Genomic DNA, 21,395 nt, shown 5'->3' with positions numbered 1-21,395 from the left:
TTTGAAAAAAGTGCAGCGCAGCAATTTTAAGATCGGGACAGGCACCGAAACCGCAAAAACCGGCTTGCGTGGCTGCTGACCATTTCGGGACACATTCCTGTCTGCAAGACAAATTCACCCTCAGGACCGCCCAACTGCGTAGACACCGCTCTACCGGAAACCCACTAGATCTTGTGAGAACAAATCCGCAACCTTTATGAATCAGCGATTCGTCCAAGATTCGTTCACCCTGTGTCCCCGGGTAAACGGCATTCTCCCTCCGGCGATGATACGCGTTTATGGAAAATTAATCATTGACAGAGATTCGAGGCAAATCAGCCACAACCGCGCAGAACGACTCAACCTCTTGACCAGATTCAGGATTTTGTGGCTCTACCCACCTTGCAAACCACATGTCGTAGGGAACAAATCCTGAATCGCCCGGAGTCGCCGATTCGGTTTCGGTTTGTTCCAGAGTCGTTCTCCACAACATATTTCAACCGTCAAAAACCTGACCGGCTGGCCAAAAGAATAAGGACATGCCCGCCCCGGCTGTGCTAGACACGCGACACCAGATATAGGCGCCATCCGTTTGCGCCGATCCGAAGAAAGCCGATCACAAGCCTCCCCATGCCCCGTCCCCAGACCCTGCCGCTGCCGCCGTCTGCCCGGTCCCGCACTGTGACGGCCGTGCTCGGACCGACCAATACCGGCAAGACCCACCTCGCCATTGAACGCATGCTGGCCCAGCCTTCAGGGCTGATAGGGCTGCCGCTGCGCCTGCTCGCGCGTGAAGTCTATAACCGTGTTGCCGACCGCGCGGGTCCGGAAGCGGTGGCGCTGGTCACCGGCGAAGAAAAGATCGTCCCGAAGAACCCGCGGTTCTGGGTCTCGACGGTTGAGGCCATGCCGCTGGACCTGAAGACGGATTTCGTCGCCATCGACGAAGTGCAGCTGGCGGGCAACCTCGATCGCGGTCATGTCTTCACCGACCGCATCCTGAATGTTCGCGGTCAATCCGAAACGCTCCTGCTGGGTGCGGCGACCGCACGCCCGCTGCTGGAAAAACTGCTGCCGGGCATCAATGTGGTCACGCGGCCGCGCATGTCCGTGCTGGAATATGCGGGCTCCAAGAAGGTCTCGCGCCTGCCGGCCCGTTCGGCCATCGTCGCCTTCTCGTCAGACGAAGTTTATTCCATTGCAGAGCTCATCCGTCGCCAACGCGGCGGGGCGGCCGTGGTGCTTGGCTCGCTGAGCCCGCGCACGCGCAATGCGCAAGTGGAACTGTTCCAGAACGGCGATGTCGATCACCTGGTCGCGACCGACGCCATCGGCATGGGGCTGAACCTCGATGTCCATCACATTGCCTTTGCGGGTAACCGCAAATATGACGGCTACCAGTACCGCCAGCTGACCGCCTCGGAGATGGGTCAGATTGCCGGACGGGCTGGCCGCCACACCAAGGATGGCACCTTTGGCGTGACCGGACGGGTCGATCCGTTGGACGACGACCTGGTCGAACAGATCGAAAGCCACCACTTCGACAGCCTGAAAGTGCTGCAATGGCGCAACAGTGCGCTGGATTTTTCGTCGGCAAACGCCTTGCGCTCAAGCCTCGACATGGTGCCGCGTGAAGAGGGTCTCGCAAGGGCACCCATTGGCGACGACATCACTGCTCTTGAACATTTATTGCGCGATCCCGCAATATCCGGCATGGCAAAGGGCGGAAATGCGGTCGAATTGTTATGGGACGTGTGTCAGGTCCCCGACTATCGTAAGATCGCCCCGGCGAACCACGCAGAGTTGCTCAACACCATTTACACCCACCTGATGCAGGACAATGCGATTGCCGATGACTGGTTCTCGCGTCAATTGGCCTTCGCAGACCGCACAGATGGTGATATCGACACTCTCGCAAACCGGATTGCACACATCCGGACCTGGACCTATGTCGCCAACCGTCCCGACTGGCTGGCCGATCCGGCCCACTGGCAGGGCGAGACGCGCGACATAGAAGACAAACTATCTGACGCCCTTCACGAGCGGCTGACGCAGCGGTTCGTGGATCGGCGTACAAGTGTATTGATGCGACGTTTGAGAGAGAACGCAATGCTGGAAGCGGAAATTACATCGAGCGGCGATGTGCTCGTGGAAGGTCAGCACATCGGGAATCTGCTTGGCTTCCGGTTTGCCCCTGACGCGGCAGCTGAAGGACCGGACGGCAAGACCGTGCGTGCCGCAGCCCAAAAGGCCCTGACCACCGAAATCGAATCCCGTGCGGACAAGCTCGGCAAGTCCGAGAACTCCGATTTCGTGCTGACGTCCGAAGCCGTGATCCGCTGGCGCGGGGAACCCGTGGCCAAGCTCGTCTCCGGAGAAGAGGTACTGACGCCCGTCGTGCTGCTGCTGGCCGATGAACATCTGACCGGCCCGGCACGCGACAATGTACAAGCGCGGCTTGATCTGTGGGTCAAGGCACAGATCGACACCCTGTTGAAACCGCTTGTCGACCTGAAGGCCGGCGAAGGCCTGGAAGGTCTTGCCCGCGGCATCGCGTTCCGCATCGTTGAAGGCCTCGGCATTCTGGAACGCCAGGAAGCTGCCGACGAGATCCGCCAGCTCGACCAGGACATGCGCGCCAGCCTGCGCAAGCACGGCATCCGCTTTGGTGCCTACACCGTGTTCGTGCCCGCCCTGCTGAAGCCTGCGCCGAGCCAGCTGCTGGCACAGCTCTGGGCCTTGAAGCACGGTTCGCTGGACATGAACGGCATGGCCGAGCTGCCACAGCTGTCTGCATCCGGCCGCACGTCCATCCCGGTTGATGAAACCATCGACAAGGCGCTTTACAAGGTTGTCGGTTTCCGCGTCTGTGGCCCGCGTGCCGTTCGCGTCGACATTCTGGAACGTCTGGCTGACCTGATCCGTCCGCTGATCGCCTGGAAGCCGCTTGATGCGGAAGTCAGCCCGCCGGAAGGCGCGGTCGCAACCGGAGGTGGCTTCACCGTCACCGTTGCCATGACATCGCTGCTCGGCTGCGCCGGCGAGGACTTCTCCGCCGTGCTGAAATCCCTCGGCTACCGGTCCGAGACCAAGGAAGTGCAGCGCCCTGTAGCAGCCAAGCCGGCAACGGAAGCACCGGCAGAAACGCCGGTGGCGGAAACTGCTGCGACCGAAGCGGACACTCCCGCCGAAGCCACCGCTACGGAAGCACCGGCTACGGAAGAAACGGCCGAAGCCGTGGCCGCCGAAGCCGCTTCTGAACCGGCCACTGCCGAAGCTGAAGCGGTGTCCGAACCGGCGAAAGCCCCCGCCGAAGCTGCAGCATCTGCCGAAGGCGCAGCCGCTGAAACCGCTGAAACCGCTGAAACCGCCGCCGTGGACGCAACGCCGGATGCACAGACGGAAGGCGAAACCGCTGCTGCTGAGGCCACTGCGGGTGAAACCGAACTGGAAACGGTGACCATCGAGATCTGGCGTCCGGGCCGGCACGACCGCCGTCCACGCGGCCGTCAGGACCAGCGCCGTGGCGGCGACAACCGCCGGGGCCAGGGCCAGGGTCAGGGTGCCAAAGGTGGTCAGGGCGAGAAGCGTCACGGCAAGGGCGGACCGAAAGGCGAAGGCCGCGGCCGTGGTGGTCATGGCGGCCAGAAGGGCTTTGACGGTGGCAACCGCCGCGACAAGGCCCCAAGGGACAAGCCGATCGATCCGAACTCGCCCTTCGCGGCCCTGATGGCCTTGAAGGCGAATATGGACAGCAAGGACAAGAAGTAATTCCTGCGCCTGAAAACAATGCTGCCGCCGGCAGCCTGCGCATCGACAAGTGGCTCTGGTACGCCAGGGTCACCAAATCCCGCTCTCTTGCCCAGAAGCTGGCGACATCCGGTCATGTCCGGGTGAACAAGGACAAGATCGATTCCGCCAGCAAGACTGTCCGAACCGGCGACGTTCTGACCATCGGCCTGGATCGCCGTATCCTCGTCCTCAAGATCCTTGCCCTGGGCACCAGGCGCGGTCCCTATGAAGAGGCCCGCAAGCTTTACGAGGATCTGTCGCCGCCGCCCCCGCCGAAGGATGCCCCGCCGCCACCTGCGCCTGCACAGCGCGAAGCCGGTGCCGGTCGCCCGACCAAGCGCGAGCGGCGGAAAATCGACGCGTTCCGCGGCGGCGATTGACGCTGTTTCCTGACAAAGCCCGGAAAACAGAAAAACTTTCTCTTTCAGGCCCGGACTGCGTCATCCAGAGCGCTTGCGCCCGTTTGACAAAAACGATACCCAACATCTGCACCAGACGTTATACGTGCGCCTTCTTTGCGAGAGCGGCACGAAACTGACCGCCAGGGCCTTGCGCAAATCGGCTGCAGGCTGCCCGGCGCCGAATGAGGATAGCGATGACCTACGTCGTCACGGACAATTGCATCAAATGCAAATACACCGACTGTGTTGAAGTCTGCCCGGTGGACTGTTTCTACGAGGGTGAGAATTTCCTCGTCATCAATCCGGACGAATGTATCGACTGCGGCGTCTGCGAGCCGGAATGCCCGGCGGAGGCGATTTTGCCTGACACGGAGCCCGGCCTCGAGAAATGGATCGAGGTCAATGCCGAATACTCTGAGAAGTGGCCGAACATCACTGAGAAAAAAGAACCGTTGCCGGACGCTGAAGAGTTTGACGGCAAGGAAAACAAGTTCGAAAAGTATTTTTCGCCGAATCCTGCGTCCTGATTCGCGAAAACTGCTTGTGCGGCAGACTGCCGCAAGACAAACAAGAACTGCTTAAAACGGCGATTCTTCCATCTTTTTCAGGTACCTGCCCGTGGCGACCGGGCGGGGCCCTTGTGATGTTTTGGCACCATTAAAGCTCAGTACTTTAATTTTCCACAAAAGTGTGATACACATGGAAGATAGTCGCCAACCACGAGAACAACCCCCAAAACGGAGTCTTTGAAAACTGTCCCGGGTATCAACAACCGGACAGATCAAGCTCCCGGCAGCTCATATGACTGATCAAGGTTCTAAAGTGGAAAACGTCGACTGACCAGCCCTGACACGCCGCATATCAACAGGCGTTCCATTACGGATCGCTCTGCGGGGTTCGTGTCGCACAAGAACAGGGGACCGCACCGCGGTCCGTCATCGGTCCGAACCCGGACCGCCAACTGCGCAGGAGAGAATACGAGTATGGCAACGAACACCAAAAAGACCGCGCAGCGCCAAGGTTTCAAGACGGGCGAGTACATTGTGTATCCGGCGCATGGCGTCGGCCAGATTACCGCCATTGAAGAGCAGAACGTTGCAGGTCACTCTTTGGAGTTGCTCGTTATCGTTTTTGAACAGGACAAGATGACCCTTCGTGTCCCGGTGGCAAAGATTGCCTCCGTCGGCATGCGCAAGCTTGGCGACCCTGCGGCCGTCAAGAAGGCTCTCGAGACCGTTCGTGGCCGCCCGCGCGTTAAGCGGACGATGTGGAGCCGCCGCGCTCAGGAATATGAAGCCAAGATCAACTCCGGCGACCTGATCGCGATCTCTGAAGTGGTTCGCGATCTTTTCCGCTCTGAAAACCAGCCGGAACAGTCCTACTCTGAACGCCAGCTCTACGAAGCTGCGCTCGACCGTATGGCCCGCGAAATCGCGGCAGTGAACAAATGTTCCGAAACCGAAGCGGTCAAGCAGATCGAACAGAACCTGGCAAAATCTCCGAGCCGCATCAAAGCCGCTGAGGAAGCTGCAGCGGAAGACGACGAGGACAAGGAAGAAGCCGCTTGATCCAAGCGGATTTTCCGAACGCGAAAATCGACGAGGGCCTGGAGAAATCCGGGCCCTTATTCGTTTTGGCACCACCACCTCGCGCGCTGTTCACGCGAAAGTGCACAAAAACTGCCCCAACGGTAGCGATAAGTGATCTAACCTACGCTTCGGTACGTATTTCCCCCGATAACATATCGGAGCGTCGATCATGTCCCAGAGCGAGAAACGTCAACTGGTAAGGGCCGCGATGAAAGCCCCCTACCTCACGCGCGAAGAGGAACTGGAGCTTGCGATCCGCTGGCGACATAACCGGGATGAGAAAGCGCTTGAGAAATTGTCGCTCTCGCACATGCGCCTGGTCATTGCCGTTGCCTCACGCTTCCGCAACTTCGGGCTGTCGCTTGGCGATCTGATCCAGGAGGGCCATGTCGGTCTTCTGGAGGCTGCCGCCCGGTTCGAACCGGAACGGGAAGTGCGCTTTTCCACCTATGCCACGTGGTGGATCCGCGCTTCCATCCAGGACTATATCCTGCGCAACTGGTCGATCGTTCGCGGTGGCACCTCTTCCTCCCAGAAAGCCCTGTTCTTCAACCTTCGGCGCCTGCGTGCCAAGCTCTCCGGCAATCAGACTCCTCTGACCGACAGCGAGCTTCACCAGAAGATCGCCGATGCAATCGGCGTCAAGCAGTCCGACGTCGCCCTCATGAATGCGCGGCTGTCCGGCCCTGATACGTCCCTGAACGCTCCTGTGACCGACAGCGAAGGCTCCAGCGCGGACCGTCAGGACTTCCTGGTGTCCGATGCCCCGTTGCCGGACGAGATCGTGACCGTCAACATCGATGCCGAACGCCGGCGTCGCTGGCTGTCCTCCGCCCTGGAGGTTCTCAGCGAGCGCGAATTGAAGATCGTGCGTGAAAGACGCCTGTCGGAAGAGGGCGCCACGCTGGAATCGCTTGGCGTGAAACTCGGCATTTCCAAGGAACGCGTGCGGCAGATTGAAAGCCGGGCCATGGAAAAACTGAAATCCGCCCTGTTGGCAGCACAGCCGGACAGGGCCGCCTACAGCACCTGACCTCTATCTCCTCCAAGTAACTCTGACGGGCGGACCTTCCGGTCCGCCTTTTTTTGAGTTGCGTCAGTTTTCAATCAGACAAATGCCGGAGCCGAACCGGGAGAAAAACCATCAGTCGACGATCAGCTTGATCGCCGTGCCTGTCGGGATCGCCTGATCGGCGTTCAGATCGTTCAGGATGGAGAAGAATTCCAGCCGCCGTGAAGGCTCGACACCGCTCATGCCGATCGCCAGTTTCCGCGGCGTGTCGCCCGGCTTGGAGGTGACGACCTTGATCCGGAGCGAGCGCAGGCGGGCACGCTCGGTCGGCGACAGCTGCTGGAAGCTTTCCACCGTCTGGTGGAAATCCCGGTCGAACGTTTCATTGGGCGAGCGGCTGGCAAAGATGAAGCGATAGCCTGTCTTGCCGATCCGGATCACCGCAATGCGGAAGGACCAGCCCTGGGTGATGGCCGCCCCGGTGACCGCCGGCAGACCGTTGATCGTCGTTTCGCGAACGCTTTCGGGCAGCAGGCCGTTGATCCAGCCGGAGTTCATGTAATCACGCAGGCCGGAATAGCTGCTGACATCTGCCCCGTCGAACCGGATCGCCGTGCCGTCGCCATTGCTGGCCAGAACCGCTTCGGGTGTGTTTTCCAGAATGTAGCCGGAAGGCACGGTGTAGCTGATGCCGAGCGCCTTGTGCAGGAAGGAACGTCCACGGACGAAGCCTTCAAGCGGATCGTCGCCGAACAGCATGCCGTCGATCTGGCTGAGATAGCGGGTGCGGTCACGCTCGCCGATGCCCGGTGCACCGATCTGCCGGGCCGCGCGGATGGCGATCTGCAAACGTTCCGGCGTGGAAGGGTGGGAAGACAGGAAGTCTGGCGCGGTCGAGCCCGATTTGTCGGCGGACTGGTAGCGGGCGAAGGCTGCCATGGACCGCAGGAACCGTGCAGCGGCATAGGGGTCGAACCCGGCCCTTGCGAGGGTCTTCACACCGATATCGTCGGCTTCAAGTTCCTGCACCTGGCTGAAGCGGGCAAAGGAAAGCTGCGACGAGATGATCGCTTTGCGGGCTTCCTCGCTGTCCTGCACCACGTCGGTCAGGATCTTGTTGGCAAGCTGCTTGGCTTCAGCGCGTTGCTGCCGCTTGATTGCGTGGTTCGCCGTCACATGCGCCATCTCGTGCGCCAGCACGGCGGCAACTTCCGACGTGTCGTTGGCAAGGGCCAAGAGACCGCGCGTGACATAAAGATAGCCGCCCGGCAGGGCGAAGGCGTTGATGGCCGGCGAATTCAAAATGGTGATCTTGTAGCTCTGCGAGGGGTCTTCCGATGCCGCCACCAGCCGGCCGACAACGCTCGCAACAGCCCGCTCCGCGCCGGCGTCCTTGTAGACCCCGCCATAGGTGGCCACCACGCGCGGATGCTCCCGCTCGCCGATATCGGCCGCAAGGTTGGGGCGCAGTGTACCGGGCGTTACCGTGCCGACGGTCGGCCCGTCGCCCAGCAACTGGCAGGAGGCCACCAGAAGCGCGGAACCGCCTGCAACAAGGTTGCGCAGCCAGGTCTGGCGCAGGCCGCGCCGCGCGGGCAAACATGCCGGCTGACGGAAATCAGTTGCTGCTTTGGCCGTCACGTCCTGCCCTTTTGTCATTCAGTACCACCAGTTGCTCCGGATGGCGGAGCACCATAGACGGTCCGTCCCTTTCCTGAACGGAGCCGCGTATTTCGACAACCTGCCCTTCCAGGGCATCCAGCGTCCAGCCGGATCGCCCGAGGGCCGTGTTGACGTCGTCCTCAGCTGAAGCCTTCAGCGTGACCGTGAAATCTGTTTTCCAGTATTTTCCGAAGTTCAGATAACGGGTGCTGCGCGTTTTTCCAAGGGAAACAATACGTCCTCTTGCAATAACATAGTGCCCGGAAGCGTCGCTGAAAGACTTTGGCGCGGCTGCGGAATAGACAAGACGCGGCGATGTCTCGCCCCAAAGACCCGCTCGTGCCAGGCTTGCCTGCGTTTCCGCGGCCCGCAAGGCGTCTGCACACTCAGCTCCGGCATGGCCCGGAGCAAAAATGGCAACGCCTGCCTTCAAAAGTTGCTCCTGCAGAAGCGCGGAATGGCCATCATCCGAAACGAACACCCAGCCGGGCGTTAGCCCCCAGCGGTTTTCCGGTCCAGCCGCGACTGCGGCCAGCTCTAGGTCCGGCCCACTTTCCAGATAGGCTTGCAAGGTGTTCCGGCCGGCATCTTTGCCGCCCGCCTGTCCTGGCGCCTGCACCGGCATCTGGATATCGCTCGCAAGGAAGCGGTCTCCGGCGGCGGACACAAACAGGGCCTCGGTGCTGTCGAAGGTCACCTGAACGGTTTTTTCCCGCACACCGGCGCAAACATCGGCAGCCACGGACGTTTCCGGGCGCTCCACCGGCGCGCGCTCGTCAGCGGCAACGGCCTGGGTCAGCAGAACGGCAACGCAGCCGGCAAGCAACTGCGCGGCAGCCGTGCGCAGGGTTGTCACCCGCCCGGCCTTTCTCCATCCCGTTTTCTGTCGCCGCTGTGGCACGTCCGCTTCCTTCACCTTGGTACGCGACCCTTTTCCGGAACGCTTCCTGCAGGCAGGCAGCGCAAGGCACACGTCACCCGACAACATGAATGGCATCGGGCAAGGCTGAGAAAGCGGTCACGATGATCCAAACTGCTAAGCAGCGAATAAGGCAAGTCCAAGACACGCCAGTAAAACGGCAGTAAAAATCAGGACAACGCGGGAGCAGCCCCAAGGCGCGTCAGCATCCCCCTCGCCGCGCACCGGCTTTCTCGACAAACAATCCCAATCGGCAGCTACAGTCTGTTGCAGCCAGGGGTCGCCACGGACGTCAAATCATGCTAATCGACCGCATAAAGGCCCCGTAGCTCAGCAGGATAGAGCATCAGATTCCTAATCTGAGGGTCGCGCGTTCGAATCGCGCCGGGGTCACCAGTTTTCCTGATTTAGCGAATAAGTTTTTGAGGTTGCCGCGCCATGATACGCTTGTGCTGCATCCCCCAACCGATCGCGCTCTGATGCGAAAGTTCAGCTAAGGGCTGACTGGCCTCTCCTTGTCTTCGACATCGACGGTAACAAGGTTCATCAATTCCTCGCTTCCGAACCCAAGTGACATGGGGCAAGTGACACCGGGGAGGACGCCGATGTCATAGAGCTCGGCGACGGCACCGTCGATACGGAACCATTCCACACAGGCGCCGGTGTCGAGGTCGATGACCTGAACACCGCACCAGGGCTCTGAATCGGCAACCCTCAGCCGTTCATCGAGCGCCAGGCCCTCGAAACGCTGGTAACGTGGTTTGGAGAGCCCCACGAACGCATAACGACCGTGGAAGGATAGGCCGCGCAGGAAACCGGGGCAGAAGGTGAGCGGTTCGAACCGTCCCTCGCTGTCGCCGTCAGCGGGGACTATTGACCCGAGTTCACCGGTGCCTGAATTCAGGAGCCACAACCGGCCGCGGTACCAGCGTGGGGAATGCGGCATGGAAAGCCCCTGGCAAACGATCCGGCCGGTTTCCACCTTCACCACAACGCCGCCGTCGGCGCGCCGGTCTCGCCAGCCGTCAATCGTGTCGGACCGGCTCACCGCCGTGACAAAGACCGGCCTCCCGTCCCTCATCGCCATACCGTTCAGATGGCAGCGGTCTTCGTCGACGATCCGGCTTACGAAGGGCGGCGTCCAGACCGGCCTGAAGCTGTGTCGCTCGGATATTGTCGACAGACAGTTGAACCTCGTATTTACGAACAGGATGCGTCCGTCACGGTCGATGCCCAGATCATGTGCATCGAGGGCACCGGTGACATGAGCAGCGCGCGGCACGAAGCAGGCATCGAATGTGTCGTTGATCCGCTGGTTCGGTTCAAGCACGTTTTCCAGCCGCACGATTTCCGACAACGTGGCCAGGTGAATGGTTCCGCCGCTGACATGAATTCCCATGGCTTTGCTGAAGAACTGCTCGTTGACCATCAGTCCACCGTCCGGATTGCGGCCAAGCAGATAGAACTTGCCGGATTGGTAGGACGAAAAGGCAACCGAGATCTTGAGCGAGGCGAGAAGCCCAACGAGGCCGCCTGACATCGAATAGGTGACGCCTGTTGGTTCATCAGCCCGGGTCTCGCGAATACCGACCGGCAGGTTCCTGTCTTCAGTCGGCATCAGCATCCCGCTTCCATTCGGGCCGAGCTCGCCACAGGCATAGCATTAACCATCTATCATGCTCTTTTCGCAGCACAGTTTTTGTCTGAAGGCATCTGTTTTTGAAGATGTCGAATCAAAGCATTAACCAATCCGGGAGCAAGAATAGCAGTAATTCGTTTTGTCCTGTTTCGATTACTCGCGATTTGTTGACCGGCAAAGGTCGGCAGTCACCGGAAAGACCCGTTGCATGCGTTCCTTCCCCAAGTCCGCAGTACAAAGACAGCTTATGCTGACCTCGGCGCTCGCTGTCCCTGTCGTCTTCGGCTATGCGGGGCGCCAGGCCTATGCCGCCTGCAGCGCACTAGGCGGTGGCACCTATCTGTGCTCGGGCACGCTGAGGACCACGCAAACCATCAACGCAGACAATGCCGACGTCACCATGGCTTCAGGTGCCTCCATCGACACAACCGGCGGCACCGGTAACGCCATCACCGTGACCGGAAACGGCGCCCTCAGCTTCATCAATACGACCGGAGGCCTCATCCAGGGCGAAGAAAATGCCATCGATGTCAGGTCGACAGGTGACGATGGCGCAATCAGGGGGGCGGTGACCATCAATGTCACCGGGGACGTCAGTGCCGTGAAAGGCTACGGCATCAATGCTCTCAACGAGTCAGGGTCGAGCGGGTCGATCACCGTCACCGCAGCCGGCGTCACAAGCGCGACAAAAGACGGCATTTATGCGCGCAACCGTACAACGGCTGGCCGCGACTTGACGATCACGACGACCGGTACGGTCTCCGGCAAAAAGAACGGCATAAATGCACGAAACGACGGCACTGGCCGACTGACCGTCACAACCGCCGACGTTGCCGGCGGGTCGGGAAGTGGCATTTTGGCATGGAACGAAGGGACAGACCTCAGCGTGCGTGCGACAGGCACAGTTACCGTCACAGGTACCGGCTCAGGGCACGACACAAGAGCAGGAGTCGTTGCTCGCAATTACGGTTCCGGATCCCTGACAATCGAAACTGTCGATGTTGTGGCAAGCGGCGGCAGCGAAGTCGATGGCATCTTCGCTGACAACGCGTTTGGCACGGACCTGTCCATCACCGCCACGGGAGCCGTCACTGCTGAAAACAACGGTATTACTGCGACGAACCGAGGGAGCGGCAGCCTCTCCATTACCGCCGCAGATGTCCGGGGCAGCAAAAACGATGGCATCTATGGCCTGATTGAGAGCACTGGCACCAACCTGTGGATCACCGCCACCGGTGGAGTGTCGGGCGGGCGATACGGAGTATTCGCCAAGAACGAAGGCAGCGGCGTGGTGACAGTGACCACCGCAACGGTGACGGGCGGGGCAAAGGACGGCATATACGTTCGAAATTCGACCAGCGGGACGGATATTACGATCACCGCGAATGGTCCCGTTACTGGCGAGGAAAGGGGCATCTACGCCCGCAACGACGGTACCGGAAATACAACTCTCACGGTCACCACTGCTGCTGGGGAGAAGAATTCCGGCATTCTGGCCAAGAACTTCAATTCCGCAGGGGACCTGACGATCACTGCAACAGGTGCGGTTTCCGGTGCCTCATCAGGTCTCTATGCCAGAAACTTCGGCACCGGCGCGCTCAGGATCACGACCTATGACGTTGAAGGTTTCGACGGTGATCACCCAAAAAACACGGCCAACGGCATCAATGTGGAGGCCCATGGTACGGGCCTCGTCATCACCAGCTCGGGTACCGTGAGCGGCACCAGGAGCGGTATTGCCGCCAGGAACATGGGAACCGGTTCCGCAACGATCAGCGCGGTGAACGCCACCGGAGGCACCACCGAGGGTATCTATGCCCTCACCAGTTTTACCGGCACGGACCTGACCGTAACCTCGACCGGCCGAATCTCCGGAGCCACCAACGGCATCAGGGCCCAAAACGACGGCACGGGAACCACCTCCGTCACTGCACATGACGTCTTCGGAACAAATAACGACGGTATCTATGTACTCGGCGCAAGCACAAGCGCCGACATCACCATTACCGGTTCGGTCTATGGCGGCCGGAATGGCGTCGGCCTGGGCGTGGCCGGCCCCAACACGATCACCATCACCGGGACCGGAGCTCTCAGCGGCGGTGACAAAGCAATCAACACGACACTGAATACGCCTGCCAGCGACGACACTGTTGTCAACTATGGAACGGTCACCGGCGACGTCGACCTGGGCGGTGGCACCAATTCCTTCGACAACAGATCAGGTGGCCTCTTCAAGAGTGCTTCGACCGTCAATCTTGGCGCCGGCAACACGCTGACCAACGAAGGCGACCTCTCACCCGGCGGCACCGGAACGATCCAGACAACGGCACTGACCGGCAATTTCGTCCAGACCAGCAGCGGGACTTTTTCCGTAGACATGAACTCGGAAGCCTCGACGGTCGACCGGATCAACATTTCCGGAACGGCGACGCTCTCAGGCAACGTGAAGGTTAACCCGCTGAACCTGGTCGATCCGACCAAAACCCTGACTATCCTGTCCGCGGCAGGCGGTGTCACCAACAACGGGTTGACCGCCAGAGACACCGTTGTGGTGGATTACACGCTCGTTTTTCCCAATGCGACAGACGTGGCAATCGGCAACCAGTATATCGACTTCACACCCGTTGCTCCCGACGGCACATCGCAGCTCAGGACCCAAAACGAGCGCAATGTTGGCGCCAACATGAACGCAATCTACTCTGACGGCGGCGGCGCCATGCACGACCTGCAGTTGGAACTGATGAAGATCGAGAGCATCGAGGCCTACCAGAAAGCCTTGGACCGGCTGCACGGCGAACATTATCTGGTACAGGTCGGGGCGGCGATTGGCAGCCTTCACAATTTCCGTGAATCCCTGTTGTCATGCCCTTCCCGGCTCGATGGCGTCGCGGTTGCAGCCGCCGACGACTATTGTCTTTGGGGCCGGGTCCAGGGCCAGAGGGTCGATATCCGCCAAACCACGTCCACGATCGGCGGCGGAGAGACGAGTTACGGCTTTTCCGGCGGCCTCGAGGTGCCACTCGGCGACGGCATGCGGGTCGGTGTCGCCGGCACGGTAGAAACCAGCGAGCTTTCCACCAACAATTCAGGCACATCCGACGGCATGCGCTACACAATCGGCGCGAAGTTTGAAAAGACCTGGGGCGCGCTGGAGGCAAGTCTGGGTGGCTATGGCGGCCTGGCGCAATACGACACCGACCGTCAGGTCGGTCTCGGCTTTGGTACCGCCAGCAGTGATCAGACCATCTCATTCGCCGGGATCGTCTCCCGGCTGTCCTATGCGTTCGATACCGGTACGTTCCGCGTCGTGCCGATGGTCGACGTCGCTGCGACCCGGGTAGGCTTCGGCGATGTTCAGGAAACGGGAGCCGGATCCGCCAACCTCACCATATCTGGCAGCAACGACTGGATTCTGACTGCAACACCTGCTGTTGGTGTCATGGGCACGTTACACGAAAGTCCCGGTTACAAGATAAATGGCTCCATGAAGACGGGTGTCAGCTTCTTTTCCAACAACGACTACCGCATCCATTCACGCTTCACTGAAGCCCCTTCGGGTGTTCCTAGTTTCGTAACCACGACCAAACTCGATACTACGGTCATGAACCTTTCCGCCGCACTCGAACTGCAGAAGGCCTCCGGCACTTCCTTCAAGCTCGCGTACACCGGCAGTTTCGGAAGCGTGAGCCGGAGCAATGGCGGTTACCTGAGGGCAATCGTTCCATTCTGAAAGCAGGCATGGCCTGACTTTTTCATGACAATGGCGGGATTGCAGGCTTGCAAATGTGACACGGCCGAACAACGCTCGCTCAAGGCCGGATAAAAGGCTACGCGCAAGATATGCAGCCGAAGCAGGTTTCATAAAACAAGTCTGAGCGCGCAGGCAAAGGGCGCCTGCGCCGGACGTTTGTCGGTTGCCTTACGGCGTGACCGGCGTGTGCAGCGTCGTGACCGGGATGCCGGTGGCGACGGAGCCGTCAGTCAGGGCATGGCTGGGGTTGGCGGCCTTGGTGGCGGCGACACCGGCGAGGATCATGGCGACGACGGCGATGCTCCAGAATTTCATGGCACTGCTCCCTATGGTGAAGAGCGCTCCTGCCGCGCAGGCGCAAGCTCTGTTCAGACCTTTACGCCCGCCAGGGGTGACCGGGCGTACAAAAGCCGACCTTTTCAAACAGATGGCGCATCCGGTGACCGTCTCGGCAGACGTGGGAGGCAAATTCGCCACGATTCGAACTTCGACTTTCGTCTATATTAGACTTTAGGATGAGATTGAACAATGCCGTGAAGTTACTTATTCGGCAAGTCTCTGACATGACTTGGCTTTCAGGCTTGGGCGCGACAGAAATCGCCTACCAGCTTCGCATGGACAAGGACAGACATCCCTGAAAAGGGGTGTTATGCGCTGCGCGGCTTGCGCCTTTGCGCCGCCAGTTCCCGCGTATAGGCCGACAAGGCATCCAGATATTGTGCCGCAGCGGTGCTGTCGCGCGCGGCCAGCGCATCGGCCAGGGCCTGATGCAGATCGGCGATCCGTTCGCGGTCGCGCAGGCGGTAGACCAGCATGTTCATGAGTGGCTGCATCGCCTCGAAGGCGGCCGACAACTGGAAGACCAGGATTGGGTTGTCCGTTGCCCGCGCCACGGCCGAATGAAAGGCGACGTCCGACGCGCAAAAGTCCTCGTCGCTTGTGTCACGGTTTCTCTGCCGGGAAATTTCACGGGCAAGTTCGGACAACTGTTCGTCGGTGCGTTTTTCCGCCGCCAGGGGCAGCGCGGCAGCTTCCAGCGCAAAGCGGGCCTCGATGGCGTCTTCCAGCGGAATGTCGTTCATGCCGATCAGGAGCCGCGTGGTCGTCATCAGATTGTCCTGAGCTTCGGCCCAGGTCATGCGATTGACGAAAGCCCCACCGGAAGAACCCCGCTCGCTGCGGATAAGGTTCTGGGCGGCAAGCCGTTTCAAGGCCTCGCGAACAGTCGACCGCGACACACCGAAGCGCTCCGCCAGATCGGCTTCGCTCGGAAGGCGTTCCTCACCGGCAAGGCGGCCTTCGAGAATGGCATTGCGGATGGCATTGGCGATCTGGACCGAAAGACCCTCTTTTTGAATCGTGTTGAATTCAATCGCCAAAAGAACCTCCGAATTTTCGCCTGAACCCCGGCAAACCTAAAGAGACGACCCGACACGGTCAAACAAATTGTTTAAATGTCTGACAATTAAATGTTTGACTTTTAGAGGCTGCCCCCGCAGCCTAGGCGAAAATTTATCAGGAGGATCGGGTGGACACCGTTGCGCGGCTCATGCCTGGCCACAGAGCGTTCTGGCTGACCTTTTATGCCGCCATTCTGGTGGCCTGGGCCATCCTGTTCGCCATGCAGGCAGACGGCCTGAGGGAAACCACGGACTGGCAGCTTACCGGGCTACCCATGGGGCAGCCGCTGGAGGCATTCCTGTCCCTGTGCTCGGCTACAGCCGCCAATGCCGGCTTCGGGGTCGCCGCCCTGATGTGGGCCCTGATGGCCCTGGCGATGATGGCACCAACAGCCTTTCCTGCTTTTCGCACCTATGCGCAGCTGACACAGACTGCCGCCGCAGGCATCTTGCCGCTGGCCGCGCTTGTGGGTGGGTATCTTGCTGTCTGGCTCGGATTTTCGCTTCTGGCCGGTTCTCTTCAGGTCTGGCTGGCAGGACAAAGCCTGCTCGATCCATTCGGCAAATCCATTTCCAACCCGTTGAACGCAGCCCTGCTGCTGCTGGCGGGAGCTTATCAGTTCAGCCGCCTCAAGCAGGCCTGCCTCAGCTCCTGCCGGAACCCGCTGACCTTTTTCTTCAGCCATTGGCAGCCGGGGGCCCGGGGCGGGCTGATGCTTGGCCTCAGACTTGGCGCCGTCTGCCTTGGCTGCTGCTGGGCCTTGATGCTGCTCGCGTTTCTCGCCGGCACCATGAATCTCGCCTTTATGGGAGGCGCCATGGTGCTGATGACACTGGAAAAACTTCCCGACATCGGCGCGAAACTTACCGCGCCGGTCGGCGTTTTCCTCATTCTGGCCGGACTGGTCGTTCTGGTTCTGCCGTTATTACCAATAACCATATAGGGAGAAAATCATGTCCGGCTGGGCCATCAGAGGAGAACTGATCCTCAACTGCAATTGCACCGTCTTCTGCCCCTGCGTGGTATCGCTCGGCAAGCACCCGCCCACAGAGGGTTATTGCCAGGCCTGGGCCGGGGTGCGCATCGACGAAGGCCACTATGAGGGCGAGGACCTCTCCGGGCTCAATGTTGGCCTCGTCCTGGAAATTCCGGGCCTGATGGCCCGCGGCAACTGGAAGGCCGCCGCCTATATCGACGAGCGCGCCAGCGAAGCGGCCTATGACGGATTGATCAAGATCTTCTCCGGCCAGGCCAAGGGCACCACCGGCCTGTTCCGGGTTCTGGTCAGCGAGTTTCTGGGCGCCGAACGTGCCCCCGTCTCCTACACCAACGAAGGCAAGAAACGCCGCCTGATCGTCGGCAAGGCGATCAAGGGCGAGGTGGAGCCTGTGCGCGGCGCCAATCCGGACGAGGATATCGTCGTCAAGAACACCGAATACTGGATGGGTTCGGACATCACGGTCGCCACCGCCACGCAAGGCCGCGTGCGCGCTTACGGCAGGGTCTGGGATTTTGACGGCAGAAGTGCTGAAATCTGCCAGATCGACTGGTCCGGCCCGGCGGCGGAAGCCGCCGCCTGAAACCGAAGAGAAAAGGGAACAGCTCATGACCTTCAAGGCATTGATTGTCGACAAGGACGAAGACGGCAAAACCCACGCCTCGATTGAGAACATCGACGTGAGCCGGTTGCCGGAAGCCGATGTCACCGTTGCCGTGGAATACTCCACGCTCAACTACAAGGACGGCCTGTGCCTTGGCCCGGGAGGGGGACTGGTTCGAAACTATCCGCATGTGCCCGGCATCGACTTTGCCGGAACCGTCGAGGAAAGCTCCGACGACTGGTACAAGCCGGGCGACAAGGTGGTACTGACCGGCTGGCGCGTCGGCGAAGCGTGGTGGGGCGGCTACGCCCAGAAGGCACGGGTAAAGGGCGAGTGGCTCGTCCCATTGCCGGAAGGTCTGACCACGCGCAACGCCATGGCGATCGGCACAGCCGGCTTCACGGCCATGCTTGCGGTCATGGCGCTTGAGGAGCACGGGCTGAAGCCTGAAAACGGGCCGGTACTGGTCACCGGTGCCGCTGGCGGCGTCGGCTCCGTCGCAACCGCCATTCTGGCCAATCTCGGCTACGAGGTTGCCGCCGTCACCGGACGCGAGAGCACCTGGGATTACCTGAAGTCTCTTGGCGCCGCCCGCGTGGTGCCGCGCGATGACGTTGCCGAAACGGTCAAGCGCCCCCTGGAAAGCGAAACCTGGGCGGGCTGTATCGATGCTGTCGGCGGTCCGATGCTTGCACGTGTTCTCGGTCAGATGAAATACGGCGCATCCGTTGCGGCCGTCGGCCTTGCAGGCGGCGCCAATCTGCCGGCAACCGTCATCCCGTTCCTGCTGCGCGGCGTCAACCTGCTGGGCATCGACAGCGTTATGAAGCCTTATGACGGCCGCCTGAAAGCCTGGGAACGGCTGGCGAAAGACCTGCCGATGGACAAGCTGGAAGCGATGATCCACCCGGCTACCCTTGAAGACCTGCCGGCGCTTGGTGCCGACATCCTGAAAGGCCAGGTCAAGGGCCGTGTCGTCGTCGACGTGAATGCCTGAGACAATTCCTTGCCCGGGTGGACAATGCGTCTGCCCGGGCGAATTTCGTCATGGAAATGAATGCAGATCTTCAGGCAGCCGCAGCTTTTTCCTGTGAGCGCATGAAGTCGCGATAAGGCACCGGCCTGTAGCCAAAAAGCAGGTAATCGACCTTGTAGTGGTCGATCAGGGCCACATAGAGATCCTCCGCAATATCGACCACTTCAGTTTGCGGGTTCGCGTTTTCCCGTGGCAACGGCTTCTGGATATCGAGATCCTGCGCGAGCTGGGAAAGATCCATGTTCTCGAACCGGATCAGATAGTCCGGCGCCTTGTTGGAATGCATGTGCATCGTGTACTTGAACTGCGGCGGCACCACGAAGATCTGTTCGTTGAACATTTTCCGGAAGAAGGTCAGCGGGTCCCAGGTTGGCAGGTCAGGATACCGGCTGCGGAAGCTTCCGACATATTTTTCCCGGGTCATGAACCTGTACCCGGACAAGGCCCGGTCGATCGGATCTCGTATAGCAACAATAACCCTGTAGTCATTCCAGCACTCTACAGGTGTATTTGTCGTCGGGAATCCGTGATTCCAGACTTCGTCAAAGCCAAGCCAATCTCTCAGGCTCGTACCAGCTACTTTGGGATTGTGTACAAAAACAATCTTTCGATCGTGGCATATGTTGGGATTCATATCCAAGGTTGTCCGAATTATTGTTCCGTAGCCTCAAAACAACATATTCACGACCTGATTCTCAACAAAGAAATGTATTATGGGACAAAGTTTTACACTAAATAACACGTAAAGATTGAATATGGCGCCTTTCTTAGTGAAATAGCCTTAAATGAATAAACTTAATCGTATACATCAGTTTATAAATTCAGAAACACGATCAAAAATCATGAATATTTGAATTCATAAATATTCCTGGAGGTAAAAAATCTTCTTCATTTCAATAAATTGAATAAATAGACCAAAAAAGAACGGAGCCTCTGACGTATAATCAATTCCCGGAACGTCCGAACTCTGTCTTCAGAAAATCGATCATCACCCGCACCTTGAGTGGCAGATAGGCCCTGCTCGGATAAAGGATCCATGCGGCGGTTTCGAAGTTCGCCGGAGCACACGTGTGGTCGGGAAAGAGATCGACCAGCCTGCCGTCCTTCAGGTCGCTCGCAATCAGCCAGTCGGCCAGCAATGCCGGACCAAGGCCAAGCCTGGCTGCTTCGCGTAGCGCAAGCGCGCTTGAAATTGTCGTTCTGCCGGACACTTCCACATCGAAGGGCGCGTCATCCCCAAGCCTGAAGCGCCAGGCATTGCGAAAATCCGGCAATGCAAAACACAGGCAATTTCGGGCAGACAGGTCACCCGGCGCTTCCGGATGTCCTTCCCTTTCAAGATAGTCCTGCGAGGCCACCACCCGGTAATGGGTTTGCAGCAGCTTTGTGGAAATGAGATCGCCTTTCGGCGCCGCAGCCAGGCGGATAGCAAGGTCCAGTCCTTCGGCCAGTAGATCGAGATTGCTGTCGGAGGGAAAAAGCTCGACCGAGATATCCGGGTACCGGTCGTGAAACACCGGCAGAAGCGGGACGATTCCTTCCAGCACGAAGGCAACCGACGCCGTCATGCGCAAGGTTCCCCGTGGCTGCTGGCTTCTGGCGGCAATGTCCTCGTTCGCCGCTTCGATCTCCTCCACGAGCGGCGCAACCCGCTGGAGATAGGCTTCGCCTGCCTCCGTCAGCGACAGCTTGCGCGTGCTGCGCTGGAAAAGCCTCTGACCAAGCTCCCGCTCGATTGCAGAAACCGTCCGGGACACATTCGAGGCATCGAGATCCAGCGCCCGCGCGGCAGCTGCCAGGCTGCCAAGGTCGCGGACGAGCAGGATTGTCTTGAGGGCTTGCAGATCCATTCATGCAGAATAAGCACGAATATCCTGCGAGCCACAGTGTTTTTCCTCTACATGCGCAGAAATAACCTCCGGGCATCATCCAACCAGGAGATACCCGCATGACACTGCTTCTGCGCATCAATTCCAGTTCCCGCCAGACCGGCTCGCACTCCACCGCCATTGCCGATCATTTCGAGGCAAGCTACCGCCGCAAACATCCCGACTGCCGCGTCATCACGCGAAATGTTGCCGATGGCTCCATCCCGATCATCGGCCAGAAGACCATCGAAGGTTTCTATACCGAGCCCGCCTCCATGACCGCAGACCTGAAGGAAGCGACAGCCCTTTCCGACAAATTGATCGCCGAGCTTCAGGAAGCCGACACCCTGCTGATTGCCGCGCCGATCTACAATTTCGCAGTTCCCGCGGCTCTCAAGGCCTGGATCGACCAGATCGTTCGTGTCGGGCACACATTTTCGTTTGACGGCAACAGCTTTCAGGGACTTGCAAAAACCCGGCGCGCGGTGGTGATTTCCGCCTATGGGGCCGAAGGCTATCTTGACGGCCAGCCCTTTGCCGCGGCCAACTTCGTGCAGCCTTACCTCAAGTTCCTGTTGTCGTTCCTGGGCGTTGAGGATATCCGCTTCATTGCCGTGCAAGGCACCGTCGCCGATCCTGAAAAGGTCTCTGCCAGCCTTCTGGCCGCCCGGCAGGAATGCGATCTGGCTGCCTGATCGGCCTTGCTGGCGCACTCCGATCTCCGCGGCCACTGCTTTTGCCGCGG

Annotated in this window: 17 protein-coding genes and 1 tRNA gene; 11 read left to right on the top strand and 7 right to left on the bottom strand. The window is 59.7% G+C overall.

Annotated elements, in window-relative coordinates; genetic code table 11:
- The first annotated feature begins 609 nt into the window (after nt 1-609).
- The 5 genes from ACYQ6M_RS24375 to ACYQ6M_RS24355 all read left to right on the top strand — a co-directional run bounded on the left by ACYQ6M_RS24375 (nt 610) and on the right by ACYQ6M_RS24355 (nt 6,794).
- Nucleotides 610-3,750, top strand: coding sequence for a helicase-related protein (locus ACYQ6M_RS24375; RefSeq protein WP_460076087.1), 3,141 nt, complete (start codon nt 610-612; stop codon nt 3,748-3,750).
- Nucleotides 3,750-4,151 (top strand): RNA-binding S4 domain-containing protein, encoded by a 402-nt coding sequence (locus tag ACYQ6M_RS24370; protein WP_055660072.1) that lies wholly within the window; start codon nt 3,750-3,752, stop codon nt 4,149-4,151. The genes ACYQ6M_RS24375 and ACYQ6M_RS24370 overlap by 1 nt, the downstream gene beginning before the upstream one ends.
- A 215-nt stretch (nt 4,152-4,366) precedes the next feature.
- Nucleotides 4,367-4,699: a ferredoxin FdxA gene (fdxA, locus tag ACYQ6M_RS24365; RefSeq protein WP_031270075.1), complete on the top strand. Its 333-nt coding sequence runs from the start codon at nt 4,367-4,369 to the stop codon at nt 4,697-4,699.
- Nucleotides 4,700-5,155: 456 nt separating this feature from the next.
- Complete coding sequence (locus tag ACYQ6M_RS24360; protein ID WP_023002626.1) at nt 5,156-5,740, top strand: CarD family transcriptional regulator; 585 nt, start codon at nt 5,156-5,158, stop codon at nt 5,738-5,740.
- 190 nt (nt 5,741-5,930) lie between these two features.
- The gene (locus tag ACYQ6M_RS24355) at nt 5,931-6,794 is read left to right on the top strand and encodes an RNA polymerase factor sigma-32 (protein ID WP_055660074.1); all 864 of its coding nucleotides are present in this window, start codon (nt 5,931-5,933) and stop codon (nt 6,792-6,794) included.
- A 111-nt stretch (nt 6,795-6,905) separates the two neighbouring features.
- Here the strand turns inward: ACYQ6M_RS24355 and ACYQ6M_RS24350 are convergent, their stop codons facing one another.
- On the bottom strand, nt 6,906-8,432 hold the full coding sequence (locus tag ACYQ6M_RS24350) for a M48 family metalloprotease (protein WP_460076083.1): 1,527 nt from the start codon (nt 8,430-8,432) through the stop codon (nt 6,906-6,908).
- Nucleotides 8,392-9,291 carry a hypothetical protein gene (locus ACYQ6M_RS24345; protein WP_460076080.1) on the bottom strand — a complete coding sequence of 300 codons (900 nt, stop codon included), beginning with the start codon at nt 9,289-9,291 and terminating at the stop codon, nt 8,392-8,394. Before ACYQ6M_RS24345 ends, ACYQ6M_RS24350 begins: the two co-directional genes overlap by 41 nt.
- 382 nt (nt 9,292-9,673) lie before the next feature.
- On the opposite strand from ACYQ6M_RS24345, the gene ACYQ6M_RS24340 reads away from it, so the two are divergent.
- Nucleotides 9,674-9,750, top strand: a tRNA-Arg gene (locus tag ACYQ6M_RS24340).
- Nucleotides 9,751-9,847: 97 nt separating this feature from the next.
- Here ACYQ6M_RS24340 and ACYQ6M_RS24335 read toward each other — a convergent pair.
- A complete protein-coding gene (locus ACYQ6M_RS24335; RefSeq protein ID WP_460076078.1) occupies nt 9,848-10,978 on the bottom strand; it encodes a TIGR03032 family protein in 1,131 nt (376 codons plus the stop codon).
- 223 nt (nt 10,979-11,201) lie between these two features.
- On the opposite strand from ACYQ6M_RS24335, the gene ACYQ6M_RS24330 reads away from it, so the two are divergent.
- The gene (locus ACYQ6M_RS24330; RefSeq protein WP_460076075.1) at nt 11,202-14,723 is read left to right on the top strand and encodes an autotransporter domain-containing protein; all 3,522 of its coding nucleotides are present in this window, start codon (nt 11,202-11,204) and stop codon (nt 14,721-14,723) included.
- 189 nt (nt 14,724-14,912) lie between these two features.
- Here the strand turns inward: ACYQ6M_RS24330 and ACYQ6M_RS24325 are convergent, their stop codons facing one another.
- Nucleotides 14,913-15,059, bottom strand: coding sequence for a hypothetical protein (locus tag ACYQ6M_RS24325; protein ID WP_023002620.1), 147 nt, complete (start codon nt 15,057-15,059; stop codon nt 14,913-14,915).
- Nucleotides 15,060-15,391: 332 nt separating this feature from the next.
- The gene (locus tag ACYQ6M_RS24320; RefSeq protein ID WP_460076072.1) at nt 15,392-16,123 is read right to left on the bottom strand and encodes a FadR/GntR family transcriptional regulator; all 732 of its coding nucleotides are present in this window, start codon (nt 16,121-16,123) and stop codon (nt 15,392-15,394) included.
- A 149-nt stretch (nt 16,124-16,272) separates the two neighbouring features.
- Here ACYQ6M_RS24320 and ACYQ6M_RS24315 point away from each other — a divergent pair, with 149 nt between their 5' ends.
- Genes ACYQ6M_RS24315 through acuI form a run of 3 tightly spaced genes read left to right on the top strand, consistent with a single transcriptional unit; the run spans nt 16,273 to nt 18,743 of the window.
- The gene (locus ACYQ6M_RS24315) at nt 16,273-17,088 is read left to right on the top strand and encodes a DUF2182 domain-containing protein (protein ID WP_460076069.1); all 816 of its coding nucleotides are present in this window, start codon (nt 16,273-16,275) and stop codon (nt 17,086-17,088) included.
- A gap of 10 nt (nt 17,089-17,098) precedes the next feature.
- Nucleotides 17,099-17,725: a DUF1326 domain-containing protein gene (locus tag ACYQ6M_RS24310; protein ID WP_023002616.1), complete on the top strand. Its 627-nt coding sequence runs from the start codon at nt 17,099-17,101 to the stop codon at nt 17,723-17,725.
- Nucleotides 17,726-17,750: 25 nt separating this feature from the next.
- Nucleotides 17,751-18,743 carry an acryloyl-CoA reductase gene (gene acuI / locus ACYQ6M_RS24305; protein WP_031270065.1) on the top strand — a complete coding sequence of 331 codons (993 nt, stop codon included), beginning with the start codon at nt 17,751-17,753 and terminating at the stop codon, nt 18,741-18,743.
- Between the two features lie 70 nt (nt 18,744-18,813).
- Here acuI and ACYQ6M_RS24300 read toward each other — a convergent pair whose 3' ends face one another.
- Together ACYQ6M_RS24300 and ACYQ6M_RS24295 are read right to left on the bottom strand one after the other, a co-directional pair.
- Nucleotides 18,814-19,206 (bottom strand): hypothetical protein, encoded by a 393-nt coding sequence (locus tag ACYQ6M_RS24300; RefSeq protein ID WP_077291432.1) that lies wholly within the window; start codon nt 19,204-19,206, stop codon nt 18,814-18,816.
- Nucleotides 19,207-19,726: 520 nt separating this feature from the next.
- The gene (locus ACYQ6M_RS24295; protein WP_075282215.1) at nt 19,727-20,632 is read right to left on the bottom strand and encodes a LysR family transcriptional regulator; all 906 of its coding nucleotides are present in this window, start codon (nt 20,630-20,632) and stop codon (nt 19,727-19,729) included.
- A gap of 98 nt (nt 20,633-20,730) precedes the next feature.
- Between ACYQ6M_RS24295 and ACYQ6M_RS24290 the strand changes: the two genes are divergently transcribed.
- Entirely contained in the window at nt 20,731-21,345 is a 615-nt protein-coding gene (locus tag ACYQ6M_RS24290) for an FMN-dependent NADH-azoreductase (protein WP_023002612.1), read from the top strand.
- Nucleotides 21,346-21,395: the final 50 nt, after the last annotated feature.

The organism is Roseibium sp. ROS1 (assembly GCF_054658215.1).
This window is presented reverse-complemented; position numbering and strand designations above follow the sequence as displayed.

What these genes read in the sequence shown, in the direction of transcription:
- ACYQ6M_RS24360 (WP_023002626.1), top strand. Translation starts at nt 5,156, where the DNA reads ATGGCAACGAACACCAAAAAGACCGCGCAGCGCCAAGGTTTCAAGACG.
- acuI (WP_031270065.1), top strand. Translation starts at nt 17,751, where the DNA reads ATGACCTTCAAGGCATTGATTGTCGACAAGGACGAAGACGGCAAAACC.
- ACYQ6M_RS24310 (WP_023002616.1), top strand. Translation starts at nt 17,099, where the DNA reads ATGTCCGGCTGGGCCATCAGAGGAGAACTGATCCTCAACTGCAATTGC.
- fdxA (WP_031270075.1), top strand. Translation starts at nt 4,367, where the DNA reads ATGACCTACGTCGTCACGGACAATTGCATCAAATGCAAATACACCGAC.
- ACYQ6M_RS24355 (WP_055660074.1), top strand. Translation starts at nt 5,931, where the DNA reads ATGTCCCAGAGCGAGAAACGTCAACTGGTAAGGGCCGCGATGAAAGCC.
- ACYQ6M_RS24335 (WP_460076078.1), bottom strand. Translation starts at nt 10,978, where the DNA reads ATGCTGATGCCGACTGAAGACAGGAACCTGCCGGTCGGTATTCGCGAG.
- ACYQ6M_RS24375 (WP_460076087.1), top strand. Translation starts at nt 610, where the DNA reads ATGCCCCGTCCCCAGACCCTGCCGCTGCCGCCGTCTGCCCGGTCCCGC.
- ACYQ6M_RS24295 (WP_075282215.1), bottom strand. Translation starts at nt 20,632, where the DNA reads ATGGATCTGCAAGCCCTCAAGACAATCCTGCTCGTCCGCGACCTTGGC.
- ACYQ6M_RS24290 (WP_023002612.1), top strand. Translation starts at nt 20,731, where the DNA reads ATGACACTGCTTCTGCGCATCAATTCCAGTTCCCGCCAGACCGGCTCG.
- ACYQ6M_RS24330 (WP_460076075.1), top strand. Translation starts at nt 11,202, where the DNA reads ATGCGTTCCTTCCCCAAGTCCGCAGTACAAAGACAGCTTATGCTGACC.
- ACYQ6M_RS24350 (WP_460076083.1), bottom strand. Translation starts at nt 8,432, where the DNA reads ATGACAAAAGGGCAGGACGTGACGGCCAAAGCAGCAACTGATTTCCGT.
- ACYQ6M_RS24325 (WP_023002620.1), bottom strand. Translation starts at nt 15,059, where the DNA reads ATGAAATTCTGGAGCATCGCCGTCGTCGCCATGATCCTCGCCGGTGTC.
- ACYQ6M_RS24300 (WP_077291432.1), bottom strand. Translation starts at nt 19,206, where the DNA reads ATGACCCGGGAAAAATATGTCGGAAGCTTCCGCAGCCGGTATCCTGAC.